Raw genomic sequence first — 20,261 nt, 5'->3', positions numbered from 1 at the left:
CGCACGCAGCATATGCTGGCGATCGACAGCACTTGACGTCAACACCTTCGGGATCAAGTTCCGTTGAGAGAAGTGCCAAGCGCCTCGGCATCTCACGAAACACCGTCCGGCGCTATCTGCGCTCGGAAACCATAGAACCAGCCTACGCTGAGCGGCGCTCCAAGCGCGCTATCGACCAATACGCTTTCCAACTTTCGGCAATGCTCAAAACTGAGGCGGCACGATCGCTCAAACAGCGACGCACGCTAAAGCAGATCCATGAGGACTTAAAAGAATTGGGATTTGAGGAGTCTTACGACAGGGTCGCGGCATTCGCGAGGACATGGACGGAGGGTCAAGTCGACAGGGTCAATCCTGCTCGCAAACGAACAATCTAATTCGTCTTTAACGTAGTGGCAAGTCACTTCGACTGCATCATACGCTGAAACGCTCGCCCCCCCTTGAAGATTGCCTAGCAGACACCAGTTAGTGGTGTACCAGTACCGAAGCGGTGCATGGAATCTCGGCTAACGTCATCAGATAAGAGGAATCAAAACAACTAACCATGGCAAATCTTCCATGCTTCGCTTCGGCGGAACTCGAAGCCGCGTGCAAAGTGCTCGGCGATACTACGAACGGTTTAACTGGCAGCGAGATTGCTCACTTGTTATCGGAGATTGGAGTGGTCGACACCGCTCCGTCAATGACCAAGTGGAAGCGACTGTACAACGCTTTGGCTGAGAAGCAGAACCAAGTCCAAGCAGGCAATTTTGTGATTCAGTTCATCAACAAGGCTATGGCTCCGGCTAAGTACGTCTCCACACCTGAACTTTTTCATTTGCGTCGGGATGGTCTCAACGTCGCCCTTGCGTTCGTTGGTTACAGGGTACGAGATGATGGCAAAGTCGCGCACTCGACGCAGGAATCGACCGTAGATGGTGCTCGTGCTCGCGCTGGCCGCCTCCGGTCCCTGCTTGAGAACCGAGGCATCCACACGGAGGTACTCAAGTATTGCAAGGCCGAGCTACTCGAAGAGAACTATTTCCATGCAGTGCTCGAAGCCGTGAAGGGTGTGGCCGAACGGCTGCGACTCATGTCAGGACTTGGATCAGACGGTGCTGAACTTGTAAATGCTGTGTTCTCGGTGAAGACTCCTATCTTAGCCATCAACTCGCTCAAGACAGACACCGAGCTGAGCGAGCAAAAGGGCATTGCCAACATGCTGGTTGGTATTTTTGGTGCGATACGGAATCCTGTAGCCCATGCAACCAAGACGACTTGGGCTATGCCGGAGCAGGACGCGATTGATGTGTTTGGAATCCTATCCTACGTTCATCGAAAGCTAGACGGGGCGACCAAGATATGAATCGACGACCGTTGTTACCGCTACCTGATCATCAACGAATCTATCAGGTCATCTAATCCCCCCACCAAATGATCGCGTTTAAAAGTAGAATTTTCCAAACTCAGATTTTTGAAAGTTCTACATGAAGACGTCCCGTTTTACCGATAGCCAGATCATCGCCATCCTCAAGCAAGCCGAGGGCAACTCACCAGTCCCTGAGATGCCAGTCACAGAGTCGTAGCGGTTGGCCTTCCAACAAATAGATTTATGCCGCTCCTTCGAAACTTACTTCTATCGAATACAGAGACCGCGAACACCTCCGCAATGTTTTTGATCTGTTCGGGGCTGAAGTTATCGTTGATGTACTTCGGGCCGTAGGCGGAGTTTTCAACGTAGTTGAGCACAATGTTTGAAAGGCCAATCTTCAGCGCTTCATCCTCGAGCTTGAGCAGTCGTTCTATCGACGCCTTGAAGCTCTGGTTGCCCTTAGAGAAGGTGAAGATGACATGGGTTTTTCCGCCTTCCGGAAAAACGTTGAGCATCACATTCTTCATTTCAGCCTTGCTCGCTGCGCTCGATCGAGCCATTCGCTGCTCTTCCTCCTTGGATATGATGCGACTGCCATCATGGTCGAAGTATGGGATGAACGACGCGCAGCATGCTACAAGGAAGGCACCGTCGAGGGCATGGTAGACGTGTTCGAATTCCAACGACTCTTCGCGTTCGATAGCATCTGTCAGGTCATCGCAGATCTGCTGCAACTCAGAAATACTATGCCGGCACTGCATGTGCCTTACCCGAATTTGATGGTTCTTCTCGCCTTGCAACATGCCTTCGAGTATGAAGCCAGGGACCGAGAATTCGCCCGCCTTGATCAGTGGAAGCGTCATCTGGAAGTGCTGCGGAAAGTCATCAACGTTCAACTTGTCGCCCAGCAGAACTTCGCAAAAATTCTTCGACTCAAGATTGGAGTGCAACTCCTTGGCTGCAGCCCGATAGGCGTAGATGTTCAGTTGCTTGGTCGTTGCGCTGAACGCCATATCTTCAATCGGTTGGAATATGGCTTTGTCGTGGCCGCCGCAGAATCCGGTGAAGGTGCTGAATTTTTTGATTCCTTGTAGATTGAAATCCGGCTGCATGGATTGCATGTCCTCTGCCGGCACGAAGCCAAGGTGGTAGATCTTTCCCTCGTTCCCCCCCGCTACATCTGCGATAGATTCGAGGATCTTGCCCCGTTGGATGGAGTGGGCGTGGATAATTTTTCCAGAGCATTTAAGTTTATCGTCGCCTACTCGCAAGCAAGCTTTTATGCTGGCGTCTTTCTGGGTTTGGCCCAGAAGTTTGTTGAACTCGATTTGGTCTGGATTCATTTGGATTTTCCTCAAGCGATGTTGATAAGCCATCGGGTTTGCATTATCTGGGCCTGCATTGCACACCTCAATATACGACCACCTCTGTGTGAAAAAATGGCTATATTCTGGTCGGTGCAATACTCTGAAGATCTTCGCACAAGGCAATGCCATAGGCATTTGCAAGGTTGGCAATCTGCATTCCTATGGATTTCCGAAGTGCTGACAGCGCGTCATTGAAATAGAGCCACTCAGGATCAGCTGAACTGCATCGCAATGTTCTAAGGTCGACTGATTTCATGGCGTCGAAGAAAATCAGAATCGTCTTGCTCAGCGACAGCAGGATTTCATCAAGTGCTGTTCCGTCAAGGAGACTCCCTCGAATAGTGGTGAACCGTCGGCGAAGTTCATCAAGCGACTGTCGGACGTGGTCGGGACATTCGGCATCGAATGTGGCCCATAATGAGCGACGATCCGTCATGGCAGAGACGATCTCCTTCGCTATCTGCGGCTCCATGCGTCCAGATTGAAGCAAGGCAAGGCTGCGTGAATATCCTTCGGTGCGGACCTCTGACACCATATTCTCGTGGTCTTTCTTCCACTTGCGAAGCAAGTCCGCGTCGTAAGCGCACTCGTCACCATCGACAATGACTCCGCACTCCCTACAAAGCCACAGGCCGTTATTTATGGACGCTCGCTCTGCGACGGTCTGCGAGACCTCGTAGCGGGGCCCCAGCACGGATGCCGCGTGAATATGTGCGGCGTGACCCGAAGTCAGAGCTTTGGTTGGGTCAGAGTGCGGCCCGATCGTGAGCTTGAGACAACGCGGGTTGGAGCAAAAGTGTGCAGCCCGACGGGCAAGAGCTACTTTCGTGGCTGCTTTGAATTCGTCCCTCTTGGTCATTCCCAACCTCCCTGCTTATATGATTTATTTCCCCAGAATATTATCGCATCGTAGGACCGAAAGCACTGACCAATGCAGTTGCGTGTGATCGCGCCGGAGCCTTTAGCGTTCGAATCTCAGTGGGCGCTGTTGCATTAGCGGTCTTTGAGCAGTATGGGCACAACGAAACTTGCTCGCCATTGCGAGCGCTCTGCTCAATCGCCGCCCCTGGCAGCGCAGCGGTCACTCAGTCCGTGGGAAGTTCAATGACTGGTAATGACGACAGCGGTCACAGATCCGCAAAAACTGGAAGCTATAGCCAGTCGATTGTGTCCAGGCCATAACTGTCCGCCGCCGATTACGGAAATTATAGAGTCCCGTTCGGATTTTGTTACTTCTACTTGATCTCCCTCTTGAATCCCCAATCGCCAGCGATGAACGCCTCCAGCATGTGAGGAATCAGCGTCATGGCATCGACCGTTTCGCCATACGCCTGCGCGTGTAGCGCGGCGTAGCGGTCGCGGTCTGCTTTCAGGCTGGCCGGGCAAGCGAAGGTCAGCTTGACGTTCTCGATCTTAGGCAGTGGCCCCAGTCGCAGCTTCCTGGTCGTACTCATCTGCGCGCCACTTTCCCCCTCGTAACCTGCACACAAGGCACAAACGGCAGGAGTACCTCGACAGGATCATCAAATGACGTGGCATACGCATCGAAGTCATCCAGCCTGGCCAGCCACAGCAGAACGCTTATGTCGAACTCTATAACTGCGCGGTGCGCTACGACTGGCTGGCACATCATCTGTTTGAAACGCTCGATGAGATTCAGGATTTTGCAACCTACTGGCTGGGGACTTACAATCACGACTGGCCCAACATGGCACTTGGCGGCATTACACCAAAACAGAAGCTTGTCATGGCCGTTTATCCTGTACTTTTAGCGCGATCTAAAAATGGGGGATTATCAAGCCATGCCGCATAGAGACCCGTGATAATAATCGGTCTTTTAGCTAATATCCACTACAAATGGGTTGTAAAATTCATTAGTATTCAATATGCTACCAAAACGTACGTCTCACCGCCAGTTCATAGTTCTCGAAAAAGATAAGCTTCCACAATCCCTCCGTCGCGACTACACGGTCGATTTGGACTACTGATAAAATCCACATGATCTTGATTCTAAAAAAACGTTAAATATCAAATCATCCCTTTGAAAGAAAAAGCAATGGATTTCACACGTGTAGCGCCATATTTGACCGATCCCTATATTTTGGTCGGATTCTCAATGCTTTTATCTGCTGGCTTTGCCAAGACACTAATTGCAAAAGGCATAATTCCACCACTTACCAAAGGAGCTGGCAGCCAAGTGGTGAAGCTTATTCTCATATTGGGATTTGTTTTACCCTTTATTTTAGTCATTTTTGGCTCATTCTATAAATACAAGAAATTAGAATATTCGCATCAAGCGTTGCCGCCAACCCCACCAACGACGGTATCCACAAATACTTTGAAGACAGATCTCGCTCGTTTTGTCGATATTAATGCAAAGAAATTTGAATTGCAGTATCCGGATTTTAATAATCTGTGGAAAGAATCAGTAACAGTTAATGTAATAATTGAGTATCCACAAATAAGTGGATTACCAAATAAGCAAGTTGAGCGTAAAATCAATGACCAAATCATTGAATGGGCAGGGGTGAACTCCAGCCATATGAGCGAGCATCTTGATCACGTTGCAAATTATGAAGTGGTTTACATCAAAGACAATACCCTATCTCTCATTATGGAAGACGGTGGTATCTATGTCGGTGCTGCCACAAGCGTGTCCACAGTCAAAACGTTAGTTTTTAATCTGGAAAATGGTGAACGTTTTGAACTTAAAGATCTCTTCCGATCTGGCTACCAAAAATCTTTGCTTTCTTTAGTCAAGCAACGTGCGTACTGCGACGCGGAGAAGGTGCAAATGGGGGAACCAACTGAAATCAAGGACAATCAAGAATTCTTTATCAAGGATGGTGTCGTGACCTTAATTTATCAAAGAAGAGATATTTGCGCGGGAGCGTATGGACCGACGTATGTAAGCGTTGAACCGAGTGCACTAAGATCATTGCTAAACCCGAACGGCCCTTTAGGTTATTTACTTTAACCAACTCGCGCTTGAGAGCTCCTCGATCCGCCGAGGAAATTGCTGGGACAACGCCGCGAGGCTTTGTTGCACAAATAGACTGAACGCGTAATACCCCAAACCCCAGGCAGATTTATGACATGGCCACCGTCGTGGGCGTGCCCAGTCGGGTAAAGCGATTAAGGATGGCGGCACGTACCTGTAATTCTGCCACTTGGCGGTCGAAATCACGCGCCATCACCCTCTCGCCAGCAGCTTGAAGCAACGCATTTTGGTTTCAACGAGGCTGCGTCGATGATAGCCTGTCCATTGCTTCCAAATCTTTCGGCCGAGACGCCGGGTGGCATCCAGAATGGCATTGCGGACATCGGCACTAGGGCGCCCATCCTTCCACGGCTTGGCATTCTTGCGAGTCGGGATAGCCGCCTGTGCGCCGCGCCGGGCAATGGCCTCGTGACAGCCTTTCGTGTCATAGGTACCGTCGCCGCTGACGCTCGCGATGGTCTCGCTCCGTGCAATTTGGTCGAGCAAGTATGGCAGAGTGTCTTGACTGACGGGTCCACTTTAGAACCAAGAACATCGCCGGCCGGCACATCACGCTGGCAGACATTGGCTGACGCCTTGGTGGCCAGTCCATTGAACCCACAGCGCATGTCGGTGAAGCCGGCCGCGATCCAGATACACTATTGTAGTATCCACTCAATGTCATATCCAAGCCGGCACTGGCAGTGGAAATAATTCACGGTGCATTCTGCTACCGCTTGCTATTTAGACTGGAGTTGGACGCCAAATGCGCGATAGAATTTACTGCTGCGGTATTGCATAGCTAATAATCCAACCGAGACCAGGTGAGAAAACATGACAATCGTAAGAACTGAAGATGCAGCAGAGTTCTACAAAATCCCCTTCGATGAGCTGCGCGAAATTTTTATAAGCGGAGTGCTTCTGACAAAGTTGAATGCGAATCAGGAACAAGATCCTGTAACGCTTCATTTCGGACTTTCGGATCTTTACGTCAAGAACGCGCTGCGAGATCTAACGCCTGAATCTACTGTGGGAGTCCCAAAGACCAGCGGCCCAGGCCGCGACATGATCGCTTTCTTTTCGCTTTTCTTCGGTGATGTGATTAAGGAAGAATTACCAAATGCGGATACCAGGGAGGCAAAGACGCTAGGTGACTATTTCGGTGACCATTTGACACTGACTCTGGGATATCTTCGCGATGGGGACACAGGCCTTACAACGCCAGCAATCGAGGAATTTGAAGCGAAAACTCTGGACAAATTTGGTGTTCCTACTTTCCATATCACCGTTATACGAGAAAAATTCATCACCGCCTTCAGGGCAAACTGCGTCGGCATGTTGAATTTTCAAGAGATGGCGCAGGAGCGACTAAGGGGTACCGTCGCCCTGTCCGAGCCTGCGGTTTCGATTGAAAAACAACTCGACTATTTACGTGCCTATCTCACTCATAGGAGAGACTCAACCGGTGAAACGATGTTCAGCTTTCAATTGAGAGAGTTCAACTACCGCCGTATCTTGCTATCATTTGACGGACTCGGCGGAAATGGCTTGATGCTTTCTCCCTTGTCGAATGACGCTGGTATAAAGGCCATTTTGCCGTTTGCTTTAGCGCTCAAAGGTGAGATCGATATCGAACAAGTTAAAATCACGACACCGGTGCAGCAAATTGAAGACGTTGAAATTCAGTTCTCTATTCGCCGACCGGCTGTGAAAAACTATCTTGGCGCCACGTACTGCTCGCTATCGCCAGAAAAGCGCAAGCTCATGACAGAAGGCGAGATCAACGTCTACGAGGACATGATACGAGCGTTGCAGGCAAATCATTGCTTCGTAGGCAAACCCAAATTGCAAGCAGAGTTCGTCGAGTTTTCCACTTGGGCGGTCAGGCAAATTGTGTATTGCCTGGAGGAGCCCAGCCACTTAAAAACTCCCGCACTCAAGTGGTTAGAAGCTCATGATGGCGATGTATATCAGCGCATGGAAGATGACTTCTTCCTACCCATCGTCTATGAAAAACTGAGGGAAAAATTTGGTCCGCTAGTTTCGAAAAAGCCCGAGCGATTCGGCGGCAACGTCGATATTCTGTTCGGCGAAATCCCTATTGAACTCAAAGCACGTAGGGGCCAAAAAACGGCATTGGTGGATACCATCATCGACGAAAAATACAAGCCTACCGGGCAAGCGGCCGCCTATGCTGCAGTAACCGGATTAGGCTGTGTCCTTGTGCTTGATATTCCGACAAAGTCGCCTACAGTCACGAATCTTTCGGCATGCGTGAAGGTCGTCACTCGTCAGTTTCCAGAAGCCGGCCAGCCAACTTCGGTTGTCGTCTTCATTTTCCAATGCGACACTCCAAGGCCAAGCGACGCTCGTTGACCTTAGTGGGGGCTACAACTACCGTGACGAGGGGCGGATGGTAGCAATGCTTGCCCGCCTCCTCACCGTCTTTGCATGACATCAAGCGCTGCGTCCAAAGCCACAACGGCCTCGACCACGGTCCTTACCGCAGCGCGGTCGAACTCATGACCACGCTGCGAATCGTGCACGCCACTATTTAGGCAGCCCCATTCTATACTGGTACCGTTGACATTTAGCAGGCGATCCAAAGCAGCAACAGCATCCGACGCCCCCGGATATTGCCCCGCAATGCGAGCGACGGCGGCGCGCAGCTTTGTGCATTTGTTGTTTAACTCCCAAGGCACACGAGGGCCACCAAGCTTGATGTCGATGCGACCATCGGCACGGCGGCCAAGCCAGGTCCAGAGGCGATCAGTCAGGCTCTCAAGAGCAGGGCGTGCCTGACGCAGTGCCTCGCGCTTCTCGTCAGCCGCCAATGCCTGCTGCGCCAGCAATACGTAGTTCTTCATCGGTGGGTCCCCATCAACGCGGAGCTCGTGTTCGCCCTCATGTGGCAAAAACTTGTAGCGCTTGATAGCGCCAACGCGCCGGGCGCCCAACTCCTGCTGAATACGATGCAGAAATTCTTCAGCATGAGAAGTGAGGATGACTTGCTTATCGCTTAGCAGGTCTTCTTCAAAGAAGGTGCGCCAGATTCCATCACGATGGTCATCGTCAATCGCGTTCACGACGTCATCGAAAATGACCACTGGACAGCCTTGCGCAATATTCTTGGCTAACAGGATCGCAAGCCCGAGACACTTGATGTGTCCTTCACTGAAAATGATCAGTGCGTCATAGCGTACACCAGGCTCGCTGGCGAACTCTACTTCGATCTTGCCATTTTCAGCCACCGGCAACCACAACGCATGCAGTAAATCACCGGGCGGATCAGCGCGGTTGAACGAGTTGTACAGGTTGCGGGCCTGTTCTCCCAACCCCTGCAGCAGCACGCCTGGCAATGCTGCGAGGTAGGCATGAATCTCTGGCAGGAAACGGTCGTACGCGGCCTTGATCCTTTGATGTTGTGCAACCACCGGCAGTTCGCTGTTGACAAGCTGGATCAGTTCTCGATTATCCTCATCGAACTGGGCTACAGTTCGGCGAGCTGAGGCAACTTCCTGTTCCGCCGCTGCCCTCAAAGTCCGCAGCCGCTCAACCTCCAGGCGATGCTGGTTCAAGACATCCCGTTGCTGTGCCAGCACGCCCCGCTGGGCATTCACCTCACGTGCTTGCGCGTCGAAGCCCTCGATTATTGCAGCGATCTGCAGCAGTGCGTTCCAGGCAACACGATCACCATCGACCCATGCGCCCAGCCAAGCTCCCGCAGCGCTCTGAGGTAGCTGAGGCAGGCCCCTCAATTGTAGGTCCGCTGGGCACGCAGTTGCTGCAACCGTAACCACGCGCCGCATTTCATCCCACAACGCACGCATCGCATCATTTAACTGCGTCCGAAGATTTAACTCTTCCTGCTGAAGAACGACAAGTTGTGCCAGCTGCTGCAATCCCACGCGTGCCTTGGCAAAAGGATCCTGCGCAACAGCCGCCAGTCCGGTACCGCATGCTGGACAGGCGGTTGCCCCCTCCGCCAAAGCAAGGACGGCCTCGTAAAGCTTGGCGTAGGATACCTCGCCCGCGCGGACAGCAAGCTGCCCTGATGATGCTTGCCATAGTCCATGAACGCGATATACCTCTGCAAGCAGCGCATGCAACTTCGCCTGACTGACATCGTAGACTGGGGGCGGCATTGCATCGAGCTGTGCCTGCACATATGTAAGTTGCCCCTGCTGCTCAGGCGTACCAAGTAACCAATCAACGCACGCCTGGTAGGCCACGCCTGGAAACAGCAGCTGAGCCAATCGCTGTTCTCCCACCTCGATCGTAGCGACCTTTTGCGGGTACGCAGCAATCATCTGTTCCGAATTGGCAAGCTGCAGACGACGCTGCGCCAATTGCGTCGCGTGTACTCCGACGAGCATCAAGTCCTGGTCGAGAGACGGGTTGAAACCACGCACGAATTCGCTGAACTGGTCAACGCCGAACAAAGTTGCAATGAGCTGCCTCTGATCACCAGGTGTCCGCGCGGCGATACGCGCGAAGTCGTCTAGGCGGTTCTTCTCGATGAAGCAGAAGCGGTATTCGGCCTCATCTGGCACCACGGCTTGAGGCTCACTTTCCCCGGTCGCAGAAAGCGCCGGCACCACATGGCGCCGCAGGCGCGCGTTGTTGCAGTAAATTCGTTGGTCTACTCGCTTGACCTGCGCTTCACTGATTGAACCAAGCAGGGCAACTTCCAATGCCTCAAAAAAGCTGCTTTTTCCAGTGCCGTTGGCACCGTAGACGAGGGTTATGTCATGACTAAGATCGAACGTCTCCTGTCTCATGAATCCGCGGAACGGTCCCACTTCAAGTCGATGCAGTCGTCCGAGCACGGAACCGCCTTCCGCGTCGTGAGCTTCCCCGTCATGCGCAACGGGCGTCTGGGCCAAATGGGCCACTGCTAGTGGTGCCAGACGCGCCGACCGTCCGCGACGCGCAGCACCAACTTCGGCGAGGTGCTGAAGATGGTTGAGTACCAAGTGTGCCAGCCTGCGTGTGTCCTCAGGAACGTCACGCTGAGCCAGATGCACCAAAAAGCGATGGTACTCCGAATAAATGCTTGCCATGCAGTCCCCTCCAGACAGAAATGTAGAGTAGTGGTCAACCCATCCCGGACACTACGTTAAGTTTTTCTTCGGCGACGGCTGGTGCCAATCCTTGATTGAACTGATGTAGCCGTATCCAGTTATATCGGTGCATCAGGTAATGGCTGATGTCCCGTTGTGCCTCTTGTGCCGTCATGTAACCGGTTGACGGCAGCCATTCCGTTTTGAAGCTGCGGAACAGGCGCTCCATCCGGGCGTTATCCCAACAATTTCCCCGACGGCTCATACTCTGTCGTATCCGATAGCGCCACAAACGCTGACGGAATTTTCGGCTGGCGTACTGGCTCCCCTGATCTGAGTGAAACAGCAACCCCTGCTGTCGACCTGTCCATGCCTTTAAGCTGCGGTCAAATCGAATTTTTAACATTGCTATTTAAGTGCGTACTCGAAAGTCGATGATGCGTTCTACCGTATCGAGGGTGCTCGTCAAATTGTTTATCTGGGGATCGATTTCGAAGAGCGGGCAGCTACAGCCAGTCTCTATTTGGAACCCAACTTTGCACGCAGCCTTGGTATTTTCCAGACGGACCCAGCGTCCATCGCCTTTATCCGGTGGAGCTCCCTTGTTATCGAATCGGAGCCAGTAAGTATCAACCGGATCTCGACCAGCTACCAACACCTGCCGGCTATTTGCGTGAAACCGATCGCAGTCTGCGGTGCATACGTCCTGTAGCTCAGCCCAAATTTGATTCAAAATAGGTGACCATAGAACATCGAGCACATCTTCCGATAACAGTTTGCCTTTGGGGGCAGCGCAGAGATGCATGAGTGTGGCGATCGAATTGGCCGAGTATTCTTGCAGAGACCGCATGACCAAATGGGCCGCCATGCCTATGATGGCTTCCTGGTCCGCGCCGGCATGTATCAGACGCGCTAAGAGGTATGGCAGATTGAGTAGAACAAACTGAAGCGCATCGTGCAGCTCTTCCGAATTCGCGTGCGCTCCCCATGGACGCTCGATCAGACTACCGTTGGCAAGTTCGTTGGCGATCAAGGCGATGCGTTCGAAAGGACCGATTTCCAGTTTTTCCCGTTGCGCCCAAAATTCTTCAAGGGCTTTGACCTGCACATATTCGACCTTCTGCCAAAATCTTTCGCGCGCGGCCTGGAGCTGCCCTTCAACGCTTAATGCCTTAGAAAATAGGCGGAGAACTACACTAGGCTGCTCCGAGCAAAGGCGTTCAAGTGTTGATCGATCCCATAGTTTGACTTTCGGCATCGGGTGAGTGATTTGCCAATCACTCACCCAATCGCGCGTGGGATTGGAAAAAGCTGAATTTGTGACGATCACAATATATGCGAGACCTTGTCTCGCCTGCGCATTGACGACCGCAGCTTGTACCGCATCGCGCTCAACGGTCTTGCTCCGGCCTTTACATTCAACCCACCAGCGTTGAGGTTCCATGTTGCCATCAGGCGATGACTGGTAAAACGTCGCCTCTAGATCTCGACCACCATCCGCCGCGCCTGCGCCGGCACTGCCCGTACGCCATTCCAGGTCGCGAGCCCCCATGGCATCCAATAACCAATAGACGCACTCTTCGAGGTCTCCCGCTTTCAGGTTAGCGAAAGGGATCTCGGCGGGTAAAACCCACATCGGCTGCTGCTTGGTGGTCAAGTGATCGCTCCGCAAGAGGTATGGCAGTTATGGTAGCAGAGTACTGAGCCTAGGCCAATTAGCGGGCGGCCGTATTTTCCAAGCCAGCTAAGAAGTTTCAGAAGAATTGTAGCCCTCTAAGATTCCAACCTTCCGGGGACGAAACACTGGCGCGACGAGCGCCAAGGCTCGCTGATGGGTATACCCATGGGAGAAAACAGCAACGCACGGGCCTGTGCTGCATGCTCCAATCTGGATGGAATATCCGCAGGCATCAACCGGACGACGGCGCTATTCGGAACAGCCGGATCATCCAAAATTTCGAGTAAAGCTGTTACCCCATACGATACAATCTTCCAGGGACGACTTCCGCTTTAGGCAGAAGCCGCCACTCGCGTTGCCGTGACAATTCGTGACTTTTCTCGCTTGCTAATTCGTTATGCTCATGGGCCGCTAGCGGCCAAAGACGGACGCCGATGAGCATATTTTTCGATTCACGGAGAGTCATATCAAAACACTTGCACGCGCCATAATATTCACCACACAATATATAGATAATCAAGCTGGCGACACCTCGGAGGAGGATGTCGCGGCACTCGAAAAGATTTCAGCGGAGTTGAAATAATCTTCTGTCGAGGAAAAAACTGCTTTATCCAAACCGCAAAAGAGCTTGGACTTGCATCTTGGTTGGATGAAACGGGCATTGATTAAGTGCGCTAAAAAGGATATCAGAAGGCCGCTGTCGGCCAACAGCGGTCCGATCCGGTCAGAAGAAAATTAGTCTAGAGACGGTTGCGGTAAGCCTGGATTTTTCGGGTTTCAAATAAGAATCAGTAAGGGAATCAAATGGAGCAAAGAACACTTCTTTACGATGAACGCTTCTTGGAAAGCTACGCTGGCTCCATCATCACTGATCCCGCCACAGCCATCGTTGAACTTGTCGCCAACTGCTGGGATGCCTATGCAACGAAAGTGAAAATCACATGGCCTGATCACGAGCTTGAAAGACAATTCAAGATTGCGGACAATGGGCATGGAATGACTCGTGAAGAATTCCAGCACATTTGGCGGACCATCGCATACAACCGACTCAGCGCTGGTGATGCTACTTCGCTGCCGCCGGCCGATGTTCAAGGATTGCCGCGAGCTGTGTTCGGCAAAAACGGTAAAGGACGTTTTGCCAGTTTTTGCTTTTCCACTGAGTACCTGATCACTTCTAGGAAGAACGGGCAGGAGTTCGTCTGCCGTGTTCACCGAACACCAACTGATCCACTGGTCCTTGAGGAAGTCTCCTTTACGGATAAAGGTGTCGTTGGTCATGGAACGGAAATTGTCGGGAATGGCGATATCCCACGGCTCATGTTCTCGAAAGATAAAGCTCGTGAATTAATCGGCAGTCGCTTCCTTGCAAACCCAGCGTTCAAGGTGAAGCTGAATGGCAGTGAAATCACGTTCAACGACATCTCTAATTTGCTCTCAAGGAGTGTGGTCGTTGTGCCGGGATATGGTGAGGTTACGATCCTTCACATCGACACCAAGAGGGCTGATAAAACGACAAAGCAGCATGGGCTGGCATGGTGGGTGCAAGGGCGTGCTGTCGGTGATTGTAAATGGAGTCGAAGTGACTACGAACGCATTCTTGATGGACGAACCTCGGAAGCCAAACGGTTTACCTTCATCGTTAAAGCTGACTACCTGAATGCTCAAGATGCAGTGCTGAGTGACTGGAGTGGTTTTAAGGACGACAACCAGGCATGGACGAAAACCCGCGAGGCGGCCCAGGACTGCATTCGCAAAATCATTTTTGATTCCAGCAAAGCAGAACGCGAAGATAAGCGTACTGCTGTTCTTGAGCGAGTGGGGCAATCGGTTAATGCCCTGCCACTTTTGAGTAAGGATCGCGTTACCACGTTCGTTAATGAAGTCGTGGATTCTTGCCCTAATTTTGGTGAGCAAGAGATTGTGCAGCTGACAGACATTCTGGCGAAGCTGGAAAAGAGCAAGTCTCAGTATGGGCTGCTTGAAATCCTTCACAACCAAGATCCGCATGACCTGGATGCCCTTCACGAAGTTTTGAGCCAGTGGACCATTGGCATGGCAAAGGTCGTTCTTGACGAAATTCAGGGCCGGCTCAAAGTCATCAACGAGTTGAGGATCAAGATTCAGGTTGCTGGAATCGATGAAGTCAAAGAACTCCAGCCGCTCTTTGCCAAGGGCCTTTGGATGTTTGGAGATAAGTTTGAATCCATCCACTTCACGTCCAATAAGGGCATGACCACCGTGATCCGTGAGTTGTTTGACGGTACGGCTGAAAAGGCTTCGTTGAATCGGCCAGACTTTGTGATCCGCGGTGACGGCAGTATCGGCTTTTACTCTCTGCCTTCCTACAACGAGGAACATGAAGAAGTGGGCGTGGGGCACTTGGTCATCGTTGATTTGAAGACCACCAAGCTTTCACTGGGCTCCAAGGAAAAGGAACAGATTTGGAAGTATGTGAAAGAGTTGAAGAAGAAGGGATATATCCAGCCTGAAACGCGGGTGGATGGCTTCGTCCTTGGTGATCAGATTGAGGCTGGTGAAGGCGGCACCCGCACCGAAGACAACGACAAGGTGAGGATTCAGCCCCTGTTGTACAGCATTATCTTGAGTCGCGCTGAACAGCGTCTTTTGAAGCTTTACGACAAGGTGAAAGATGCTCCATTCCTTGTGGAGCAACAGATAGAACTGAGCAGGTTCATTGAGCCCATCGCCGTGCAGCAGAAGGACATGCTGGAGGCTGAGCCTGCTGAGGTGAAATGACGTCGATTGTCAACTAGATCGCTGCCTACAATTATTTGTTTGCAGCCTTCAATAGCGAGAATAAAGAGCTGTATGTGAGTGGCGTGGGGTGATCCCCCCACCAAATGATCGCGTTTAAAAGTAGAATTTTCCAAACTCAGATTTTTGAAAGCTCTATATGAAGACGTCCCGTTTTACCGATAGCCAGATCATCTCCATCCTCAAGCAAGCCGAGGGCGGCTCACCATGAGGTCGCAAATGGAAATCAAACCAATCAAGACCGCTGCAGACTACTCTGCAGCGCTCCAAGCGCTAGACGAGCTTATGTCGGCCGAACTGGGTACACCGCAAGGGGATCACTTAGACATGCTGGCCACGCTCGTAGAAGCATATGAGGCCAAGTACTTCCCAATGGAATTGCGAAATCCGATTGATGCGATCAAGTTCAGGACGGAGTAGAAAGGTCTTCCGCCAAAGGATCTGCAACCTATGATTGGTCCGTCAAACTCAGTAAACGAGGTTTTGAGCGGCACATGCCAATTGATGCTTGCGATGATCTGACGTTTGCATAAAAACCTCGGTACGCTATTCTTGTGGATAGGCTATGTCATCGCACCACGCAATCAACAACACCGTTCATCACCCCGCTAGTTAGGGCTAACAGAGGCAGAAACCAGAGTGACCACAATTCCCCTTGACCGCCAGTTCTACGAATGGCGCGACGATGCAGATGGGCTCTCCCGTTCGCGGTACCGAACAGTCACTGGCCGGTCAGATGGTAGACTCGGATGGTCCGATTTACTTGCTAAACGTCGTGTCGTAGTCCTGGCAGAAGCCGGCAGCGGCAAGACCGAAGAGCTGATGGAACAAGCACGTCTTCTAGCATCCACAGGTAAGTTCGCTTTCTATGCGACCGTTCAGGACGTTGGTCGAGATGGGCTCCGAAACGCTCTGCGCCCTATTGATCGAGAACGTTTGGAAACATGGCAAAGCGGCGACCAACCCGGGTGGTTCTTCATCGACTCAATTGATGAAGCAAAGCTCGACAGCATTCGTCTAGAACGAGCACTAAGGCAAATTGCGAACGGGATAGCTGGTAACGAAGCCCGATCCCATATCGTCTTGTCCGGCCGTCATACAGACTGGGAATTCACCCGCGACGCGCGCCGACTAAACGAAGAATTACCACTGCCAGTTGAAAATACGGTTGAGCCCATACCTTCACTTGAAGTACTTGTATGCGGCCTGCTGCGCAATGACAAGCGTCCGGAACCGAGGCCGGTAGAAACATCTTTGATTGTAGTGATGGCTCCGCTCGATGCTAATAAGGTTCAGGTATACGCCGCAGGTAAAGAGGCTCCAGATCTTAATGGCCTCCTTGATGCGATCCAACTGGCGAACTTGTGGGAATTTGCACGACGGCCGCTGGACCTTAATTGGATCGTGCGCTACTGGCGCAGCCACGGCCGCCTGGGCAGTTTGAAAGCCATGATCGAGGCTAGCCTACGCGAACGAGTACAAGAAACTGACCCGGACCGCGCGCGTCGTGATCGTCTAGATGCTGATCGCGCGCTGCTAGGGCTAGAACGGATCGGTACGGCGCTAGTTTTCGGTCGAAAAAATACGATTTCGATACCAGACACAGATGCTACCAGCGAAGACGCACGAGCGTCACTCAAGATCGACGACGTACTGTCGGACTGGTCAGCCCAAGATCGTCTTCAGTTGTTGACCCGTCCAGCGTTTGACCCAGCAACGTTCGCCCGTGCGAGGTTACATAACGACAACGAAGGTGTGGTGCGTGCCTACTTAACCGCACGCTGGCTACTACGGTTAAGGCAGAAAAATCTATCTCTAGGTCAGCTGCACGACCTACTATTTTCTCGAACCTATGAGATCGAACTGGTCAGGCCTTCAATGCTGGAAACAGCGGCTTGGCTGAGCCTATGGGATGAGAGTGTAGCCGTAGAGGTTAGTCGACGTGCGCCTTTCCTGCTCTTCACAGCAGGCGACCCAGCAAGCCTCTCCACATCGGCCCGCCAAGTTGCGCTGAAGGCTCTAGTTGACCGCATGCGTAAAGGAGAAGAGATACCATCGCTTGACAACAACAGTCTAGTGCGATTTGCTCAGCCAGACATCGCACCTGCATTGCGCGTCATATGGGAGCAAGACAAAACCAATGTCGAGATCCGATGTTTCGTGCTGCGCTTGATATGGCTAGGTAACATCCAACAGTGCGCAGATTTGGCTGAGACCGCATCACTTGGACACTACCCAGATACTTATACAGCGATCACTGCTGGTCGGGCCTTGCTCTCACTTGGCGATGCTCATCAACATAGAACGTACGCCGACTATATTAGGCAGAATTTCTCTGTGATCCCCACTACCGTAGTTTGGGAAGCGGTCGAAGCTCTGTTTCCACGGTTAATTGATATCGACGATTTACTTACATTTACTGCAACCATTCACCTCGGAAATGATCAAGGCGGCGGATTCGACCTGGATTGGCACGGTGCTGATCTAGTCGTGAAATTAACAAGCGCCGCCGATCTAACTCGGCTTATCGAAGGGCTCTTAAGTCAGCTTGAACACGAACCTTACGATCCTGACGCCGACGAGAACTCATTAAGAAGTGCACAGTACGCGACAACGCTTGCAACAGCCGCCGAGCAGTTGCTGAAACTTTCGCCGCCGAATGTCGCACCCATAATAGCAATCGACGCAATATTGCGGATAGGTGACCATCGTTTTGATCGATCCCAACGTTATGTCGATAAGTGCGCACACGCCGTCAAGCAGTTACATCTAACGCTGGAGCGTCGACGAACGGCCTTTTGGAGAGCGGCTGACCGTCTCAACAACCATCCCGCACTTGCCGGACAGCCGCTACAAAACACATTCCAAATGGAGTTCTTCGGTTGGCCGCCTGGCCTAGTCCTCGATGACATCAACTGGTTGCTGGTCGATGCGCCCGGTAGAGAGCGCGCTACGGAACGGCATCTGGCAATTAATGCCGCGCTTAGCCTGTGGCAATCCGAAGGCAAGCAAGACGATGCATTAAGGGCACGTATTGCATCTGTAGCCAGCACTGATACCGAGATGCAGGCAACCTACATTGAATCAATGACTCCGAGAATCAAATCTGCGGCAGAGGTAAAGAGCGAAGCAAGACTGGCGAAGTCAATGCGGATTGGAGAAAGAGTGCAATCCAAACGAGAACAGTCCTGGATCGATTTCATAGCGGCAATACGGGCTGATCCTATGCAACTTCGGAAACTCTCCCCCACAACGACGCAAACTGTTGATCGGCGGATTTACGACCTGTGGCAACTGCTTCGTCAGGCGACCTATCGCGCGGAAAACTATGCCATTGCCAGCGCCGAACCTATTGCGCAGATCGCCGGGGAGAAAGTTGCCGCTGCCTTTACCGAAGGGCTCAAGGAGATTTGGCGGGCGTGGCAACCAACACTGCGTAGCATTCGCCCTCCCAGCGAGAGGAACCAAATAAGTAGCATTGACTGCATGTGTATCGCGGGCGTCTCCATTGAGGCAGCAACATGTCCAAACTGGGCATCACTACTTACAGGGGAACAAGCCGTCCGTGCCGCCGAGTACGCGACGCTTGAAATCAACGGTTTCCCTGACTGGATTCGAGAGTTGACTACAGCGTGGCCTGCAGCAGTCGAACAGGTGCTTGCGAAAGAAACGGCCAGTGCTCTCGATAACCCTACGCCGGCCGCTCATTACCAGATATTGGAAGACATTAATCGTGGCCCCTCAAACCTTGCACACCAAATGGCACACGTCTTGTGGCACGAATTACAAACTCGCCCAGGCTTGAATCCGCCTGCGTTACGATATTTGTTACCCATTCTCGTGCGTAGCGTCTCCGATGGTGATAGGGAAAATCTTTACAACTTAGTTGTCGATCGGTTTCATAGTACTGATGACCCTCAGATTAGTGCGCAATACCTTGGCGCAGCTTATGCGATCAACGCGCAAAGTGCCACCAATGCGTTGGCCTTAAAGCTCGACAGACTAGACGAAGCCAAAACAACTACCCTTGTGGAACGCGTTCTGCCTCAGATATTCCGCTCGCACTGGTCACGCTCCGAGCCAACTTCCACGTCCCTTGATTTAGCAACCTTGGAGCGTCTCGTCATCTTAGCGTATGGCATCGTACGGGTCGAAAACGATCATGTTCGTGCCAACAATAAAGTGTACTCACCAGATGAACGGGATGAGGCACAGAACGCGCGATCGACGGCATTCAAGGCGCTGGTGAGTATTCCGGGCGCGGCGACATTCAAGGCAATCATGCGCTTGATAGATACGCCAAACTTCCCGATACAAACCTCCCGCCTACGCGCTCTCGCACATGATCGAGCCTCAGCCGACGCGGAACATACTCCATGGACTGCGGATGAGGTAGTCCGATTTGAACGTCAATTTGAACGTCTGCCGATAACGGGAACAGAACTACAGATTGTTGCACTGAGGCGACTGGAAGATATTCAGCATGACTTGATTCACGGTGATTTTCAACAGGGAACAACCCTGAGCGCGCTACCAGATGAGGCCGCAGTCCAGAACTGGTTAGCAGATCGGCTCCGGCACGTACAAGGGCATGCCTATTCGATTGAGCGTGAGCCGCATGTTGCCGAAGAAAAGGAACCAGACATACGTTTCAGAGGAAAGGCTAGCGATGCCAGCGTTGCGATTGAGATCAAGGTGGCTAGTAGTTGGTCACTAGCAGAATTGGAGACAGCTCTGATTAAACAGCTTTGCGGTCAGTACCTTCGTTCCCAAAATGGTCGCGAGGGCATCCTTTTGTTAGTCTACCAAGTACCTCGCCCGAAGGGATGGGAACTACTTGACGGAACATACATAAACTTCGAAACCGTAGTTCAACGGCTGCGCGCAATGGCAATCAACATTCGAAATACATCACCGCCTGGTCCACAGCCTGAGATCGCAGTTATAGATGTTTCGAACTGTGCCAAGCCCGCGAAGCGCGCTAGGCCTAGCTCGGTGAAGGACTAAAATGGAGGCAAAGTGGAACTTGTGCTTTAGACCAACCAGC

General features: G+C 52.0%; 11 protein-coding genes and 3 pseudogenes. 7 read left to right on the top strand and 7 right to left on the bottom strand.

Annotated elements, in window-relative coordinates; translation table 11 throughout:
• Positions 1-544 precede the first annotated feature (544 nt).
• Positions 545-1,345 (top strand): TIGR02391 family protein, encoded by an 801-nt coding sequence (locus tag IGS58_RS27730; protein WP_230523207.1) that lies wholly within the window; start codon positions 545-547, stop codon positions 1,343-1,345.
• A 206-nt stretch (positions 1,346-1,551) separates the two neighbouring features.
• Here the strand turns inward: IGS58_RS27730 and IGS58_RS27725 are convergent, their stop codons facing one another.
• From IGS58_RS27725 to IGS58_RS27715, 3 genes are all read right to left on the bottom strand, one after another.
• Positions 1,552-2,694, bottom strand: a complete 1,143-nt coding sequence (locus tag IGS58_RS27725) for a hypothetical protein (protein WP_230523206.1) — start codon at positions 2,692-2,694, stop codon at positions 1,552-1,554.
• Between the two features lie 100 nt (positions 2,695-2,794).
• On the bottom strand, positions 2,795-3,577 hold the full coding sequence (locus tag IGS58_RS27720) for a hypothetical protein (protein ID WP_230523205.1): 783 nt from the start codon (positions 3,575-3,577) through the stop codon (positions 2,795-2,797).
• A 376-nt stretch (positions 3,578-3,953) separates the two neighbouring features.
• Positions 3,954-4,172: a DUF2274 domain-containing protein gene (locus IGS58_RS27715; protein WP_230523204.1), complete on the bottom strand. Its 219-nt coding sequence runs from the start codon at positions 4,170-4,172 to the stop codon at positions 3,954-3,956.
• A gap of 80 nt (positions 4,173-4,252) precedes the next feature.
• Between IGS58_RS27715 and IGS58_RS27710 the strand changes: the two are divergent.
• Together IGS58_RS27710 and IGS58_RS27705 are read left to right on the top strand one after the other, a co-directional pair.
• Positions 4,253-4,531: pseudogene (locus tag IGS58_RS27710) on the top strand (integrase core domain-containing protein); the annotation flags it as partial.
• A 243-nt stretch (positions 4,532-4,774) separates the two neighbouring features.
• Complete coding sequence (locus tag IGS58_RS27705; protein WP_230523203.1) at positions 4,775-5,695, top strand: DUF3298 and DUF4163 domain-containing protein; 921 nt, start codon at positions 4,775-4,777, stop codon at positions 5,693-5,695.
• A gap of 112 nt (positions 5,696-5,807) precedes the next feature.
• Here IGS58_RS27705 and IGS58_RS27700 read toward each other — a convergent pair.
• Positions 5,808-6,214: pseudogene (locus IGS58_RS27700) on the bottom strand (IS5 family transposase); the annotation flags it as partial.
• 318 nt (positions 6,215-6,532) lie between these two features.
• On the opposite strand from IGS58_RS27700, the gene IGS58_RS27695 reads away from it, so the two are divergent.
• Positions 6,533-8,074, top strand: coding sequence for a hypothetical protein (locus IGS58_RS27695; RefSeq protein WP_230523202.1), 1,542 nt, complete (start codon positions 6,533-6,535; stop codon positions 8,072-8,074).
• Between the two features lie 62 nt (positions 8,075-8,136).
• Here IGS58_RS27695 and IGS58_RS27690 read toward each other — a convergent pair whose 3' ends face one another.
• The 3 genes and pseudogenes from IGS58_RS27690 to IGS58_RS27680 form a co-directional block, all read right to left on the bottom strand.
• Complete coding sequence (locus IGS58_RS27690; RefSeq protein WP_230523201.1) at positions 8,137-10,761, bottom strand: AAA family ATPase; 2,625 nt, start codon at positions 10,759-10,761, stop codon at positions 8,137-8,139.
• Between the two features lie 34 nt (positions 10,762-10,795).
• Positions 10,796-11,125: pseudogene (locus IGS58_RS27685) on the bottom strand (integrase core domain-containing protein); the annotation flags it as partial.
• 48 nt (positions 11,126-11,173) lie between these two features.
• The gene (locus tag IGS58_RS27680) at positions 11,174-12,418 is read right to left on the bottom strand and encodes a restriction endonuclease (protein ID WP_230523200.1); all 1,245 of its coding nucleotides are present in this window, start codon (positions 12,416-12,418) and stop codon (positions 11,174-11,176) included.
• Positions 12,419-13,243: 825 nt separating this feature from the next.
• Between IGS58_RS27680 and IGS58_RS27675 the strand changes: the two genes are divergently transcribed.
• The 3 genes from IGS58_RS27675 to IGS58_RS27665 all read left to right on the top strand — a co-directional run bounded on the left by IGS58_RS27675 (position 13,244) and on the right by IGS58_RS27665 (position 20,221).
• Positions 13,244-15,196 (top strand): ATP-binding protein, encoded by a 1,953-nt coding sequence (locus IGS58_RS27675; protein ID WP_230523199.1) that lies wholly within the window; start codon positions 13,244-13,246, stop codon positions 15,194-15,196.
• 237 nt (positions 15,197-15,433) lie between these two features.
• A complete protein-coding gene (locus IGS58_RS27670) occupies positions 15,434-15,634 on the top strand; it encodes a helix-turn-helix domain-containing protein (RefSeq protein ID WP_329958026.1) in 201 nt (66 codons plus the stop codon).
• A gap of 219 nt (positions 15,635-15,853) precedes the next feature.
• Entirely contained in the window at positions 15,854-20,221 is a 4,368-nt protein-coding gene (locus IGS58_RS27665; protein ID WP_230523198.1) for a hypothetical protein, read from the top strand.
• The last annotated feature ends 40 nt before the right edge of the window (positions 20,222-20,261 follow it).

This window comes from Janthinobacterium sp. EB271-G4-7A (assembly GCF_020858075.1).
Taxonomy (GTDB): domain Bacteria; phylum Pseudomonadota; class Gammaproteobacteria; order Burkholderiales; family Burkholderiaceae_D; genus Janthinobacterium; species Janthinobacterium lividum.
The sequence above is the reverse complement of the archived record's forward strand: the minus strand, read 5'-3'. Positions and strand labels throughout refer to the sequence as shown.